A 13,754-nucleotide genomic window follows, 5' to 3' on the forward strand; every position below is an offset into this window, starting at 1 on the left:
CCTGTGAGAACGGTCAGACGAATAGTTGGCCGACTCGTGCGAAATGGTCCAGTGGAGCTGAGTCGCGGGTGTCGATCCATGGACGATCGACGACCTTCCGCGCATCCTCGTGACTCACCTGCTTCCCCAGCGCAGCGGACAAGACGTGTAGAGCAAGCACGGGTGGGATCGCATTGCCGATCTGCTGGGCGATGTCGTTGCCCGACCAAGGGTAGTCGAGCGGGAATGTTTGCAGTCGACCCGCCTCAGCCAGGCTGAACCGTGGGCTGTCGATGCCGGCGTCATCGACGATCCTGTTCCGAGACACCTTGCCGGTGATCGTGGCCGATGGCTCACGAGAATGGCGACGACCCCGCAACTTGGGGTTGCCACCTGTGCCGTAGTTCGAAACCACGCAGAAGTCGTATCCACGATTCAGTGCTGCGTCCATCGTCTCCCAAGGGAGGAGATCGGACTCGCCCTCGGTGCGTTCGACACCTTTGCGGTAAGGCCGGTGTGTGGCCTCCGGAAGCATGCGCTCACCTTCGAGGCTGGCGATCAGAATGGCTCGGCGGCGAGTCTGTGGAACGCCGAACTGTTCGGTCCGCAGTACATCGCATGCGACGTGATACCCGCGCTTCTTCAGAACGTCGCTCATCGCTTGCCAGATAGGCAAGACCGCCGGAACCTGCTCCAGCACAATGACTTTGTACGGATCGCTGCGGCCATGCGCAGCCAATGCCCATCGCAAGGGTTCCAGAACCAGACCGGTCCGCTCGTCCTTTAAGGTCTTCAGGTCCGCGGACACGTCTTCATCGTCACCCATCCGAACGACGTAGCTCAAGACCTCGTCGAGTGCCCTGCGCCCTGCGCCCGAACCGGCGACGGTGAACGTTTGGCAGGGCGGCCCGCCGGCCAGTATCCAGGCGCTCGGTGCTGTCTCGGGTCCGAAGTCACGTACATCGTGCGGGCGGTCGTTGAGACCGGCGGCGGACCTTGTCGCGCACGCGTTCCGATCCCATTCGAACCCATAGACGCTCAGCCCCAACCACCGCGCCGCCACATCGAGCCCCCCAGGTCCGGCGAACAAGTCGATCATGTCGACCTGGCGCGGTCGGGGTTGCTCGTGTGGATCGGAGGGCATGACTCGCGATCTTAGAGCGGCGTGACGCGGCCTCGCCATACGGCGCTCAACAGGCGGTCAACGCTGCCCGCAGGGCAATGCCAACCGCGCGCGCGGCGGGTGGCGGGGTCGCGTTTCCGACCTGGCGATACCGCGCGGTTTTGCGGCCTGCGATACGCCAATACGCAGGGAAACCCTGCAATATGGCGACCTGTTCGACGGTGAGTTTCACCATGTGGTCCGGGCCGAGAGCCGGGTTCCACACGAAGTCGGCGGCTGGTAGTTCGTCGCTGATCGATCGTGCGTTGACGCCGATTCTCGCCCAAACGTTGACAGAACCCTGCGGGCCAAGGTCCCCACCGCCGCGGTCCCACGAGCCACCAACAATGGTGGGAGCGATCACGTTCGCCTGCGCAGCCCACTCGTCGGCTCGAGGCCAGCCGCGCGAACCCATGGACGGCCCCAACACCGTGCCGACCGTCAAGGCCAAGCTCGGCGGCGGAGCGGTCAGATTCCTTTCGAACTGTGCGATGTTTCCGTTGCGTAAGGCGACCAGTAGGCCCAGCAGTCGATGCTGCGGCACTCCGAAGTCGCGTGCGTCTATCACCAGCCATCGGTATTCGTAGCTGGCGCTATCCAGGTATTTCTCGACGCAGGACCGGCTCTCACGGTATTCGGGTCGAGTAACCATGTCCGGCACGTTCTCGATCAGCAACGCGCGAGGGCGCATCTCTGAAGTCAACCGGCCTGTTGTCTCCAGCAGTTCCAACTCCCACCCGCTGCCGCGCTGTCTGGATGCGGTTGCCGCAGATTTCACTCTCGGGAGGCCGGCGGCCAAGAGATCGATCTCGGTCGAGCGCGGTAACTCCAACCGCGGCTCGAACTTCAGCAGGTCGGCGTTCACCACCCTCCACTGGGGCCGGTTCGTAACCAGCGTCGCGCACGCGACATCGCGATTATCGAGAAGCAGGATGGGATCGAATCCCGCTTGCTCGAGACCGAGTGCGAGGCCGCCGGCGCCTGCGCAGAACTCAACCGAGCGCATTCGCCGCCCCATGGGAACCACTCGAGCGTTGGTGTGTCCTGCCTTAGGCAATGCCTACCTCCCCACCTGGTAGATGTCTCATCAGGATAGTGCGCAGTTCAAACCATGCATTCCGCCATCCAGACAACGCCGCACTAAGACGCTTCGCCGGTGATCGGGTGCTGGAACCGGCTGGATCTCGCCATCGTGTTGTAGACCCGGAGCTGGGTCAGCGTCGGAGTTCGGCGACCTCAACCGCTCGCCCCTCGCGCCCCGACAGTTCGCACGCCTCGGCAACATAAAACGCCTCCAGAGCCTCCGCCGGAGTGCAGGGATTCCCGAGCTGCCCGGTCGCAACCTCGATGAAAACTGCCAGTTCATCGGCATACGCCGGACGGAACCGTTCCATGAACCCCGCATAGGGAGGATAGGGCGAGGGACTGTGGTCGGGTTCGACGGAAGTCAGGGGTGCGCGGTCGTCCAGTCCGACCACAACATTCCCTTTGGAACCCAACGCTTCCAACCGAACGTCGTACCCCGCCCCGTTGTAGCGGGTCAGCGATACGGTGGCCAGCGCCCCGTCATCCAGACGCAGCACCACCGCCGCCGTGTCGACGTCATCCGCTTCGGCGAAGAACGCTGCGCCCCGGTTCGCCCCGAGCGCATACACCTCGACGATCTCCCGCCCTGTCACCCAGCGGATGATGTCGAAGTCGTGCACTCCGCAGTCGCGGAAGATGCCGCCGGAGCGGGGGATGTAGTCGGCGGGTGGAGGAGCCGGGTCGAGGGTTGTGGCCCGCAGCGTGTGCAGCCAGCCGAGGCTTCCGGAGCGAATCGCTTCGCGCGCCGCCCGGTAGCCCGCGTCGAACCGGCGTTGGAAGCCGATCTGGACAGGGACTGGGCAGTTGCGGAGGTGATCGATGACGGCGAGCGTGCCGGTGATGTCGGCCGCCACGGGCTTCTCGCAGAAGACGGGGATCCCCGCGTCGACGGCGCGGATGATGAGTTCCGGGTGGGAGTCGGTGGCGGTGGCGATGATCAGGCCGTCGAGGTCGGCGGCGAAGAGGGTGTCGAGGTCGGGGGCGAATTCGACGCCGAGGACGGCGGCGGTGGTGCGGGCGCGGTCGGCGTCGGCGTCGGCGACCACGACGGTGGCGACGTTCGGGAGCTTCTTCAGGGTCTCGGCGTGTGAGGTCCCGATGCGGCCGGTTCCGGCGAGGCCCAGCGTGACGGGTCGGTGGGGTGACATCGGCTCTCCTTATATATGGACGCGACGTGTGTTGGCGGGCGCCGGTGGTTCAGCGTGGGGCGGCTGTGGTGGAGCGGACGACGAGTGACGGTTCCACCCGGCGGCGCGCTGGGGTGGTGCGGCCGTCGCGGAGTCGTTCGGTGAGCGCGTCGATCGCTAGGCGGCCCATCTGGATGCGGGGCTGGTCGATGGTGGTCAGCGCGACGTGACGCAGCGCGGCAAGCGAGGTGTTGTCGTAGCCGACCACCGAGACGTCCTCTGGCACCCGCAGGCCCGCTTCCTCCAGCGCGGACATCGCCCCCACGGCGTTGAAGTCGTTGCCGCAGACCAGGGCGGTGGGGAAGTTGTCGTGGGAGAACAGGTTCAGCAGTTTGCGCACCGCGGCCATGCCCGCGGAGTCGGTGTGCTCGCTCGGCACGACCATCGGTTCCAGGCCGTGGCGCTGCATGGCGGCGCGGTAGCCCTTGCGGCGTGGGGCCGAGGTGAAAGCGCCGCCGCCGTCGAGGTGCACGATGCGCCGATGTCCGAGCATGACCAGGTGGTCGACGGCCAATCCGGTGCCGACCTCGCCGTTGTCGTTGACCGTGTCGATCTCGGTGACGGTGGACGTGCGGGATACCAGCACCAGCGGAGCCTGCTGCGCCGCTGCGCGAATGGCGGCGGCGGGCAGGATCGGCGACAGCAGGATGATGCCCCCGGGACGGAAGGAGAGCAGGCTCTCCAGCGCGGTGCGCTCGCGGGCGGCGGTGCGTCTGCCGGTGTTGAGGATCAGTTCGAGGCCGGCGGCCTGGGCGGCGGCGTCCATGCCTTCGACGACGTCGGCGAAGAAGGCGTTGCGCAGGTCGGAGACCATGACGCCGACGATGTTGGAGGTCCGGCTGGCCAGCGAGCGCGCCATGATGTGCGGTTGGTAGCCGAGGTCTTTCGCCGCGTCGAGCACGGCGCGGCGACGGTGCTCGCTGACCTTCGGGGAGTTGCGCATGACCAGCGAGACGAGGGCGCGGGAGACGCCGGCGCGGGCGGCGACATCTTCCATGGTCGGTCGTGCCATATCGCCTCCGTTCCGCGTTCGCAGGCCTTTTCGGCTCGGACGATACAAGCTCCGCGCGGGCTGATCAATAGAGCGCTCTAATCGGACTTCACGAGTGGCGTATCGGTTCGGGCCAGGCGCTCACAGCCGAATATCGCCTGGTAATTGCGTTTTGGCGACGCGCTGACGACTCTTGACACGCTATGACCTGCGTTACATAGTTGGAGCGCTCCAATAGAGCGGTTCACCTCGACGTCGAAGGTCGGAGAGCACCGATGACCGAATCCCTCTACCCGCTGCGCATCGCGGCCGCGCCGATCTCCTGGGGAGTATGCGAGGTCCCCGGTTGGGGCCACATGCTCGACGCGCACACCGTCTTGGCGGAGATGGCCGCACTCGGCCTGACCGCGACGGAACTCGGTCCTCCCGGCTATCTGCCACGCGACCCAGGTGAGCTGCGCCGGTTACTGGAGACCTTCGGACTCACCGCCGTCGGCGGATTCCTCGCCGCCGTGCTGCACCGCGGCCGGCAGGACGCCATCGCCCGCGCCGAGGACACCGCCGCCCAGCTGGCCGCCGCGGGCGCTGAAGTCCTCGTCCTCGCCGCCGCGACCGGTTTCGACGGGTACGACGCGCGCCCGCAACTGGACGGCTCCGAGTGGAGCGCCTTGGTCGACACGGCCACCGCGATCCGGGACGTCGCCGCCGCGCACGGCCTGCGCACGGTGCTGCACCCTCATGTCGGCACCCATGTGGAGAGCGAGGCCGAGGTCGAGCGGTTCCTCGCCGATTCCGATCTCGACATCTGCCTGGACACCGGGCATCTGCTCATCGGCGGCACCGACCCGGTCCGGCTCGCGCGACGGCACGCGGAGCGGATCGGGCACATCCATCTCAAAGACGTGCGCGGCGCGCTGGCCGATCAGGTCCGTGCCGGAAAGCTGGACTACAGCTCGGCCGTGTGCCGTGGGCTGTATGTGCCGCTGGGCGAGGGCGAGGTCGACATCGCGGCACTCGTGCACACCGCGCGGGCCGCGGGCTACCGGGGCTGGTACGTGCTGGAGCAGGACGCCGCGCTGCGGCCGGGCGAGTCGGCGCGGCAGGCGAGCGACGACACCGGGCGCAGCCTGCGCCACCTCGCGGACATCGCGCTCGCCGCCGCGGGAATCTGAAGGAAGCGACGATGTCTCCGACACCACAGCGCTGCCTCACCGCGAGAGGGCGGCGTTCGAGCCGCCTGCTGCCGTGGATCGCCACGGCCGCGCTCCTGGCCGCGTGCACCGGCCCCGGCGCCGACGCGCCCGCGCCCTCGCAAACACCGATGGCCGCTGGGACGGTGGAATCCGTCGCGGTGGTGACCCACGGCAGCCCTGGCGACGCGTTCTGGAATGTGGTCAAGAACGGTGCGGAAGCGGCGGGCAAGGACCTCGGAATCCGGGTGGAGTACAACGCTTCCGGTGATCCGGGCCAGCAGGCGAAGCTGATCGACAACGCGGTGGCGCAGGGCGTCGACGGGCTCGTCGTCTCGATGGCCAATCCCGAGGCGCTGCGGCCGTCGGTGGAAAAGGCTGTCGCCGCTGGCATTCCGGTGGTGACCATAAATTCGGGCGAGTCCGAGAGCGCGAAGTTCGGCGCGTTCGTCCATGTGGGCCAAAGCGAGTCGCTGGCCGGGCAGGCCGCGGGCAGACGGCTCGCCGAGGCGCGGCGCACGAAGATGCTGTGCGTCATCCACGAAGCGGGCAATATCGGCGCGAACGAGCGCTGCGCGGGCGCGACCAAGGCCTTCGGCAATGCCACCACGCTCCAGGTGGACATCAACAATCCGACCGACGCGCAATCACGGATCAAAGGAGCGCTGGAGGCCGACCGCTCCATCGACGCGGTTCTGACGTTGAACTCGCAAGTCGCCGCGCGAGCCGTGGACGCGGTGCGGGAAGCCGGTTCGGCCGCGACCGTCGCCACCTTCGACCTGAATTCCGATGTGGTGGAAGCGATCCGGGCCGGGAAGCTGCTGTTCGCGGTGGATCAGCAACAGTACGAGCAAGGCTATCTGCCGATCGTGCTGCTGAAGCTGTACCGGACGAATCTGAACACCGCCGGAGGCGGCGCTCCGGTGCAGACCGGACCCGGTTTCGTCGACAAGAGCAATGTGGACGCCGTCGCCGCGCTCGTCGCGCAGGGCACGCGATGAGGTGGATGAAATGACCGTTGCCACAAAGACACCCGACCGGACCCAAGACACGGGCCGCTCACCGCTGCAACGCCTGGCCGTGCGGCCGGAGATCGGCGCGGCGCTGGGGGCGCTGCTGGTGTTCGTCTTCTTCTCCGTCATCACCGACCGGTTCCTGAGTCCGCTCGGCGTCGCGACCTGGCTGGACGACGCCTCCACGCTGGGCATCATGGCGGTGGCCGTGGCCCTGCTGATGATCGGCGGCGAGTTCGACTTGTCGGCGGGCGTGATGACCGCCTCCACGGCGTTGGTCACCGCCCTGCTCGCAGTGCACGCCGGCTGGAACGTGTGGTTCGCGCTGCTCGCTTCGCTGGTGTTCGCGCTGGTCGTCGGCGCGTTCAACGGCTGGGTGGTGATGCGGACCGGCCTGCCCAGCTTCATCGTCACCCTGGGTACGTTCCTCGCCCTTCAGGGCCTGAATCTCGGCGTGACACGGCTGGTCACCGACACGGTGCAAGTATCGGGGGTGCGCGGCGCGGACGGCTACCAGTCGGCGGGCTGGGTGTTCGCCTCGACACTCGATATCGGGGAAGCGCACCTCCAGGCGTCGGTGGTCTGGTGGGTCGTGCTCACCGCGATCGCCGCGATAGTTCTGGTCCGCACGAGGTTCGGCAACTGGATCTTCGCCGTCGGCGGCGCGCTGCCCAGCGCCCGCGCGGTGGGCGTGCCCGCGGATCGCACCAAGATCCTGCTGTTCATGGGGACGGCGTTCGCCGGCTGGGTGGTCGGCTCCTGCAACATCCTGCGGTTCGCGAGCGTGCAGGCCAACCAGGGCGTCGGGCTGGAGCTGCACTACATCATCGCCGCCGTCGTCGGCGGGTGCCTGCTCACCGGTGGCTTCGGTTCGGCGGTGGGGGCCGCGATCGGCGCGCTGATCTTCGGCATGGCGCGCCAAGGCATCGTGTTCGCCCGCTGGGACAGCGACTGGTTCATGCTGTTCCTCGGTGTGCTGCTGCTGGCTGCGGTGCTGGTCAACAACCGATTCCAGAAACGAGCCGAAAGGGTGCGCCGATGACTTCCCTCATCGAGGCCGTGGACCTCGGCAAGAGCTACGGCGGCGTCGTCGCCCTGCGCGAGGTGTCGACGGTGGTGAACGCGGGCGAGGTGACCTGCGTGCTCGGCGACAACGGCGCGGGCAAATCCACGCTGATCAAGATCCTCGCCGGAGTGCACCGGCACGACCGAGGCGAACTGCGCGTCGAGGGCGAATCGGTGCGGTTCGCCTCACCGCGCGAGGCGTTGGATCGCGGCATCGCCACGGTGTACCAGGATCTCGCGGTGGTGCCGTTGATGAGCGTGTGGCGCAACTTCGTGCTCGGCTCGGAGCCGACATTCGGATTCGGCCCGTTCCGGCTGCTGGACCGCAAGAAAGGCTGCGCGATCGCGCGAACGGCGTTGGCGGATATGGGTATCGAGATCCGCGACATGGAACAGCCGGTCGGCACGCTGTCGGGTGGGCAGCGGCAGTGCGTCGCCATCGCGCGGGCCGTGCACTACGGCGCGAAGGTGCTGATTCTCGACGAGCCGACCGCCGCGTTGGGCGTGAAGCAGGCGGGGGTGGTGTTGCAGTACGTCGTGCGGGCGCGCGAACGCGGGCTCGGCGTCGTGCTCATCACGCACAACCCGCACCACGCCTATCCGGTCGGCGACCGATTCCTGCTGCTGAAGCGGGGCGCGATGCTCGGCTCGTACGAGAAATCGGAGATCGACCTGCCGGAACTGACCCGCCAGATGGCGGGCGGGGCGGAACTGGAGGCGTTGCAGCACGAACTGCGACGCGTGGTGACGCCGTGAACGAGGAGGCGAATTCGTGACCGAGCTGGAGGCGTTGACCATCGGCCGGGTCGGGGTGGACCTGTATCCCGAACAAAGCGGCGTCGCCTTGGCACAGGTGCGCAGCTTCTCGAAATTCTTGGGCGGCACCGCGACCAACGTCGCCGTGGCCGCCGCCCGGCTCGGTCGCCGTACGGCGGTGCTGACCAAGGTGGGCCCCGATGGCTTCGGCGACTTCGTGCGCACGGCGCTGGAGGACTTCGGCGTCTCGTCCCGTTATGTGACGACCGCGCCGGACCTCCAGACGCCCGTGGTCTTCTGCGAGCTCACGCCGCCGTCCGATCCGCCACTGCTGTTCTACCGCGCGCCGATCGCGCCGGACCTGACCATCACTCCGGACGAAGTGCCTTGGGAAGTCGTGGATGCCGTGCCCCTGCTGTGGGTCACCGGCACCGGAGTGAGCGCGGAGCCGGGGCGCGGCACGCAGCGGGACATATTGCTGCGGCGTGCACGACGCGGGCATACGGTGCTCGACCTGGACTACCGGCCGATGTTCTGGCCGGATGTCCAGACCGCGCGGACCGAGATCGGGTGGATGGTCGACCACGTGAACGTAGTGGTCGGAAACCGCGCCGAGGTAGAGATGGCGGTAGGCACCGCTGACCCGCACGCGGCGGCCGATCGGTTGCTCGCCCGCGGAGTGCGCCTCGCGGTGATCAAGCAAGGCGGCGACGGCGTGCTGGTGGCCACCGCCGAGGAACGTTGGACGGTGCCGCCGTGCCGCGTGGACGTGGTGTGCGGGCTCGGCGCGGGTGACGGATTCGGCGGGGCGCTGATCCACGGACTGCTCTCGGACTGGGACCCGCGCCGCATCGCCACCTACGCCAACGCGGCGGGCGCTCTGGTCGCCGCGCGCCTGGCCTGCGCCGACGCGATGCCCACGGGCGCGGAGATCGAGGAACTGCTGTGCGGCTGAAGTCGCGAGGGCGGGGCGAAGCGGCTGTCGTGCCGGTGGCCGACGGCTCTCGGGCGAGTCACTGCGCGTGTGTGCGACGGATGCCCGTCGGGACGGAGCGCAGCTACGGGCTCCGGCAGCTCGGTGGCCCGCGAAGCGCAAGTGCCGCTATCCGATCCATGGTCTGCTTTCGGATCGGCCTCGCGTGCACCGACACCAACGCCGACACGATGGGCGGATCGGCCGCTTCTTGCCCGGCGTGCGGCGGATGCGATGGCACACGGACGCGGAGATCGAGCATCTGCCAGGCAACCGCACCGAATGGGGAGCGGCCGTGTTGTGGAGCCGGGCTGGAATTCCGGGCCGGCCGCACCGAATGGGGAGCAGCTGTGTGGTCGAGCCGGGCCGGAAATCAGGGGCAGCCGGACCGATGGAGACTCAGCTGTGCGGTTGAGCTGGGCCGGCAATCGAGAAGCGGCGCGCGGACCGATCTGTGATCGAGCCGCGGACCGCGGCTGAGCACTGAGTGCGGGAAGGAGTAACTGTCATGCATGTGACCGACGAACGCTGGCGTGAGTTACTGCACGTGCGCGCGACGGACCCCGCCGCGGTCGAACGGGCCTACGCCAAACGAGTACGCCGCGCCGACTTGTTGGCGGGCAAGCAGACCTTGTTCCTCGTCGCCGCCGACCACCCGGCCCGCGGGGCGCTGGGCGTCGGCGCGGATCGCACGGCCATGGCGGATCGGCGCGCGTTGCTGGAACGGCTGCTGATCGCCCTGGCCGACCCGGATGTCGACGGCGTGCTCGGCTCGCCGGACGTGGTCGAGGAACTGTTGCTGCTGGACGCGCTGGACGACAAGGTCGTGATCGGTTCGATGAACCGCGGTGGGCTGGCGGGCGCGGAGTGGGAGATCGACGACCGCTTCACCGGATACGACGCGGACTCCATCGCGCGGTTCCGGCTCGACGGCGGCAAAATGCTGCTGCGCCTGGTCGACTCCGACGCGGGCACCGTGCCGACGCTGCAAGCTTGCGCGGAGGCGGTCTCGGAGCTAGCGGCGCACGAGCTGATGGCGATGGTCGAGCCGCTTCCGTATCACCGGGACGGCTCCGATGCGCTGGTGATGAGCAAGGACGCGGTCTCGCTGTCGCGGGCGATCACGGTGGCCTCCGGACTCGGCGTCACCTCGGCCTACACCTGGCTGAAGATCCCCGCACCGCAGGATATTTCGGTACTGGACGCCACCACACTGCCGGTTCTCGTGCTGGGCGGTGCACCGTCCGGAGATCCGGCGGTGGATCGAGCGCTGTGGGGCGGGGCGCTCGGCCACGACGTTGTTCGCGGTCTCGTCGTCGGCCGCACCCTGCTGTACCCACCGGACGGCGACGTCGCCAGGGCGGTCGAAACCGCCGCCCGCTTGCTGAAAGAAGCCCGATGAGGCGGGACAGCATCTGGGTACCGGCCTCGCGATGTGCCACAGACGGCGGCGATCGCTCACCGACAGAGCCGATCCGAGCGGTTCCCGTCGTTCCTGCCGTGTACAGCACGGGCACAGTCTCCGACCACTGGCACGGTCGTCGGCGAAGGGGTCGGCCGAATGTGTTCGCCCGGCGAGGCGACCGAGTTGCCGGTTCTGGATCGAGCATGGAGGAGGTGCGATGACACTGCATCGTCCGGAAGGAACGCTGCGTCATGACGGTGACCCGATCCTGCTGACTCCCGACGACGCCGGATGGACCTATGCCGGGCTGCGGGTGCTGCGGATCGACGCGGGCGAGTCGCGGACAGTTCGGACGGGGGAGTTCGAGGCGTTCGTCCTGCCGCTGTCAGGGGCGTGCACGGTACGCGTCGACGGCGAGACCTACGCGCTGACCGGCCGGGAATCGGTCTTCACCCGAGTGACGGATTTCGCCTACGTCCCGCGCGACGCCGAACTGGAACTCGTGGCCGAGGGCGGCGACCTCGAGGTAGCACTGCCGATGGCACGATGCGGGAAGCGGCTCGAGCCGAGATACGGCCCTGCCGAGGAGGTGCCGGTCGAAATCCGAGGCGCGGGAAGCGCGACGCGTCAGGTGACCAACTTCGGCATACCCGGTGTGTGGGAACACGCGGACAAGCTCAACGCCTGCGAGTTGATCACCCCGGACGGCAACTGGTCGTCCTATCCGCCGCACAAGCACGACGAGGCCAGCGCCTGCGAGGTCGTCAACGAGGAGATCTACTACTTCCGCATCGCCGGACGGGACGGCATCACCCCGTCCCGCGAGGGATTCGGTATGCACCGCACGTACACCGCCGACGGCACGGTGAACGAGAACGTCGTGGCCCGCGACGGTGACGTCTTCCTGATCCCGCGCGGTTATCACGGCCCGTGCATCGCCGCGCCTGGTTACCCCATGTACTACCTCAACGTGCTGGCCGGTCCGGCGCCCGAGCGATCGATGGCGTTCTGCGACGACCCCGCGCACAGCTGGGTGCGGGCGCGCTGGGACGCCGAGCCGATCGATCCGCGCTGCCCGGTCACTTCCCACGAAGGACGGATCGGATGAAGCTCACCACGGCGCAGGCGCTGGTGGCCTGGTTGATCGCCCAGCGCTCGGAGACACTCGACGGCCGCGAGGCGCCGTTGTTCCCCGCCGTCTTCGCGATCTTCGGCCACGGAAACGTGCTCGGCCTCGGCACCGCGCTGCACGAGCGGCGCGCCGAACTCCCCGTCTGGCGCGGGCACGCCGAAGAGGGGATGGCGCTGGCCGCCGTCGGCTATGCGAAGGCCACTCATCGGCGTCAGGTCGGTGTCGCCACCTCATCGATCGGTCCCGGCGCGCTCAACATGGTGACGGCGGCGGGCGTCGCACACGCGAATCGCCTCCCGCTCCTCCTCCTTCCTGGCGACACCTTCACCGGACGCGCGCCGGACCCGGTTCTGCAACAGGTCGAGCACTTCGGCGACCCGACCGTCACCGTGAACGACGCGTTCCGCGCGGTGAGCCGCTACTTCGACCGCGTCACACGCCCGGAACAGTTGATCGCCACTTTGCCCCAGGCGGCCGGGGTGCTCACCGACCCGGCCGACGCCGGCCCGGTCGTCCTGGCGCTTCCACAGGATGTCCAGGCCGAGACCTACGACTTCCCTGACACGCTTTTCGAGCCGGTGCTGCACCGTCTCACCCGGCCACGTCCCGACCACCGGGCACTCGCCGAAGCCGTCGCCGCACTGCGCGCCGCGCACCGTCCGCTGCTGATCCTCGGCGGCGGCGTCCGGTATTCGGGCGCGGGACGCATCCTGCTGGAACTCGCCGAGAAGCACGGCATTCCGATCGTGGAGACCACCGCGGGCCGCACCCTGGTGCCGCACGAGCATCCGCTGTACGCGGGACCGCTCGGCATCACCGGCTCGGCGTCGGCGAACGCGATGGCGGCCGACGCCGACCTGGTCCTCGCGGTCGGCACCCGGTTGCAGGACTTCACCACCGCGTCCTGGACGGTCTTCGCACCGGACGTTCGCCTGGTCACCATCAACGTGGCACGCTTCGACGCCGTCAAGCACGGCGCGCTAGCGGTGGTCGGCGACGCCGAGGCCACGGTGTGCGAGCTGGCCGGGCGGATGGGGAAGTGGCGAGTCGACGCCGAGTGGACCGCGCGAGCCGCCGAGCAGCGGGGCGCCTGGGACGCGCACATCGATGAATTGCGCGCGCCGACCCCGGGCGCGCCGAGCTACGCCCAGGTGGTCGGCGCCGTGAACGACCTGAGCGGGCCGAGCGACTATGTGCTGACGGCCTCCGGCGGCCTGCCCGGTGAACTCGTCGGCGGCTGGCGGGCGACCGGTGGCGCGCCGACCATGGACGTGGAATACGGCTTCTCCTGCATGGGCTACGAGCTGGCGGGCGCGTGGGGCGCGGCCATGGCGCGCACCGACGGCGTGGTGACGACGCTGCTCGGCGACGGCTCGTATCTGATGCTGAACTCGGAGTTGTTCTCGGCGGCCTTCGCCGGGCATCCGTTCGTCGCGGTGGTCTGCGACAACGACGGCTATGCCGTGATCGCGAGGCTGCAAGAGGGGCAGGGCGGCGAGCCGTTCAACAACTTCTATGCCGATTGCCGCACCACGCGGGAACAACCGCCGCGAGTCGATTTCGCCGCCCATGCCGCCGCTCTGGGGTGTGCCGCTTTCACCGCCGCCGACCTGGACGAATTTCGTGACGCGTACCTGCGGGCGCGGGCGACGGCGATGGCCGAGCAGCGCCCCGCCGTGCTGGTTGTGCGGACGCGGCCGTCGTCGTGGACCGACGCGGGCGCCTGGTGGGAGGTCGGCGTGCCCGAGCAGCTGCCGGGCCGCGCCGCCTACGACGTGGCGAAACCGCGCCAGGTGCGCTACCTCCGGCCGTGAA

12 protein-coding genes are annotated in these 13,754 nt (G+C 68.4%); 8 read left to right on the forward strand and 4 right to left on the reverse strand.

Going from position 1 to position 13,754, the window contains the following annotated elements; genetic code table 11:
* Positions 1 to 13 precede the first annotated feature (13 nt).
* The 4 genes from ACIHAX_RS02730 to ACIHAX_RS02745 form a co-directional block, all read right to left on the reverse strand.
* On the reverse strand, positions 14 to 1,123 hold the full coding sequence (locus ACIHAX_RS02730) for a DNA cytosine methyltransferase (RefSeq protein WP_397275473.1): 1,110 nt from the start codon (positions 1,121 to 1,123) through the stop codon (positions 14 to 16).
* Between the two features lie 46 nt (positions 1,124 to 1,169).
* Entirely contained in the window at positions 1,170 to 2,147 is a 978-nt protein-coding gene (locus ACIHAX_RS02735; RefSeq protein ID WP_397275475.1) for a DNA cytosine methyltransferase, read from the reverse strand.
* Positions 2,148 to 2,355: 208 nt separating this feature from the next.
* Positions 2,356 to 3,375: a Gfo/Idh/MocA family oxidoreductase gene (locus tag ACIHAX_RS02740; protein WP_397275477.1), complete on the reverse strand. Its 1,020-nt coding sequence runs from the start codon at positions 3,373 to 3,375 to the stop codon at positions 2,356 to 2,358.
* A 49-nt stretch (positions 3,376 to 3,424) separates the two neighbouring features.
* On the reverse strand, positions 3,425 to 4,426 hold the full coding sequence (locus ACIHAX_RS02745; RefSeq protein WP_355080602.1) for a LacI family DNA-binding transcriptional regulator: 1,002 nt from the start codon (positions 4,424 to 4,426) through the stop codon (positions 3,425 to 3,427).
* 254 nt (positions 4,427 to 4,680) lie between these two features.
* On the opposite strand from ACIHAX_RS02745, the gene ACIHAX_RS02750 reads away from it, so the two are divergent.
* The 8 genes from ACIHAX_RS02750 (at position 4,681) to iolD (ending at position 13,753) form a co-directional block, all read left to right on the forward strand.
* Positions 4,681 to 5,577: a TIM barrel protein gene (locus tag ACIHAX_RS02750; protein WP_397275479.1), complete on the forward strand. Its 897-nt coding sequence runs from the start codon at positions 4,681 to 4,683 to the stop codon at positions 5,575 to 5,577.
* An 11-nt stretch (positions 5,578 to 5,588) separates the two neighbouring features.
* Complete coding sequence (locus tag ACIHAX_RS02755; protein ID WP_397275481.1) at positions 5,589 to 6,596, forward strand: sugar ABC transporter substrate-binding protein; 1,008 nt, start codon at positions 5,589 to 5,591, stop codon at positions 6,594 to 6,596.
* Between the two features lie 10 nt (positions 6,597 to 6,606).
* Entirely contained in the window at positions 6,607 to 7,650 is a 1,044-nt protein-coding gene (locus tag ACIHAX_RS02760; protein WP_397275483.1) for an ABC transporter permease, read from the forward strand.
* Positions 7,647 to 8,429: an ATP-binding cassette domain-containing protein gene (locus ACIHAX_RS02765; RefSeq protein WP_355080596.1), complete on the forward strand. Its 783-nt coding sequence runs from the start codon at positions 7,647 to 7,649 to the stop codon at positions 8,427 to 8,429. The genes ACIHAX_RS02760 and ACIHAX_RS02765 overlap by 4 nt, the downstream gene beginning before the upstream one ends.
* A gap of 16 nt (positions 8,430 to 8,445) precedes the next feature.
* Positions 8,446 to 9,384, forward strand: coding sequence for a 5-dehydro-2-deoxygluconokinase (gene iolC / locus ACIHAX_RS02770; protein WP_397275486.1), 939 nt, complete (start codon positions 8,446 to 8,448; stop codon positions 9,382 to 9,384).
* 526 nt (positions 9,385 to 9,910) lie between these two features.
* Complete coding sequence (locus tag ACIHAX_RS02775) at positions 9,911 to 10,804, forward strand: aldolase (protein WP_364429169.1); 894 nt, start codon at positions 9,911 to 9,913, stop codon at positions 10,802 to 10,804.
* Between the two features lie 220 nt (positions 10,805 to 11,024).
* A complete protein-coding gene (iolB, locus tag ACIHAX_RS02780) occupies positions 11,025 to 11,915 on the forward strand; it encodes a 5-deoxy-glucuronate isomerase (protein WP_364429165.1) in 891 nt (296 codons plus the stop codon).
* A complete protein-coding gene (iolD, locus tag ACIHAX_RS02785; RefSeq protein WP_397275489.1) occupies positions 11,912 to 13,753 on the forward strand; it encodes a 3D-(3,5/4)-trihydroxycyclohexane-1,2-dione acylhydrolase (decyclizing) in 1,842 nt (613 codons plus the stop codon). Before iolB ends, iolD begins: the two co-directional genes overlap by 4 nt.
* The last annotated feature ends 1 nt before the right edge of the window (position 13,754 follow it).

The sequence above is a fragment of the Nocardia sp. NPDC051929 genome (genome assembly GCF_044548645.1).
Taxonomy (GTDB): Bacteria; Actinomycetota; Actinomycetes; order Mycobacteriales; family Mycobacteriaceae; genus Nocardia; species Nocardia sichangensis.

Excerpts from the sequence above, each read along its gene's own strand:
- ACIHAX_RS02765 (WP_355080596.1), top strand. The coding sequence starts at position 7,647 with ATGACTTCCCTCATCGAGGCCGTGGACCTCGGCAAGAGCTACGGCGGC.
- iolB (WP_364429165.1), top strand. The coding sequence starts at position 11,025 with ATGACACTGCATCGTCCGGAAGGAACGCTGCGTCATGACGGTGACCCG.
- ACIHAX_RS02760 (WP_397275483.1), top strand. The coding sequence starts at position 6,607 with ATGACCGTTGCCACAAAGACACCCGACCGGACCCAAGACACGGGCCGC.
- ACIHAX_RS02745 (WP_355080602.1), bottom strand. The coding sequence starts at position 4,426 with ATGGCACGACCGACCATGGAAGATGTCGCCGCCCGCGCCGGCGTCTCC.
- ACIHAX_RS02730 (WP_397275473.1), bottom strand. The coding sequence starts at position 1,123 with ATGCCCTCCGATCCACACGAGCAACCCCGACCGCGCCAGGTCGACATG.
- ACIHAX_RS02775 (WP_364429169.1), top strand. The coding sequence starts at position 9,911 with ATGCATGTGACCGACGAACGCTGGCGTGAGTTACTGCACGTGCGCGCG.
- ACIHAX_RS02735 (WP_397275475.1), bottom strand. The coding sequence starts at position 2,147 with ATGCGCTCGGTTGAGTTCTGCGCAGGCGCCGGCGGCCTCGCACTCGGT.
- ACIHAX_RS02750 (WP_397275479.1), top strand. The coding sequence starts at position 4,681 with ATGACCGAATCCCTCTACCCGCTGCGCATCGCGGCCGCGCCGATCTCC.
- ACIHAX_RS02755 (WP_397275481.1), top strand. The coding sequence starts at position 5,589 with ATGTCTCCGACACCACAGCGCTGCCTCACCGCGAGAGGGCGGCGTTCG.
- ACIHAX_RS02740 (WP_397275477.1), bottom strand. The coding sequence starts at position 3,375 with ATGTCACCCCACCGACCCGTCACGCTGGGCCTCGCCGGAACCGGCCGC.
- iolD (WP_397275489.1), top strand. The coding sequence starts at position 11,912 with ATGAAGCTCACCACGGCGCAGGCGCTGGTGGCCTGGTTGATCGCCCAG.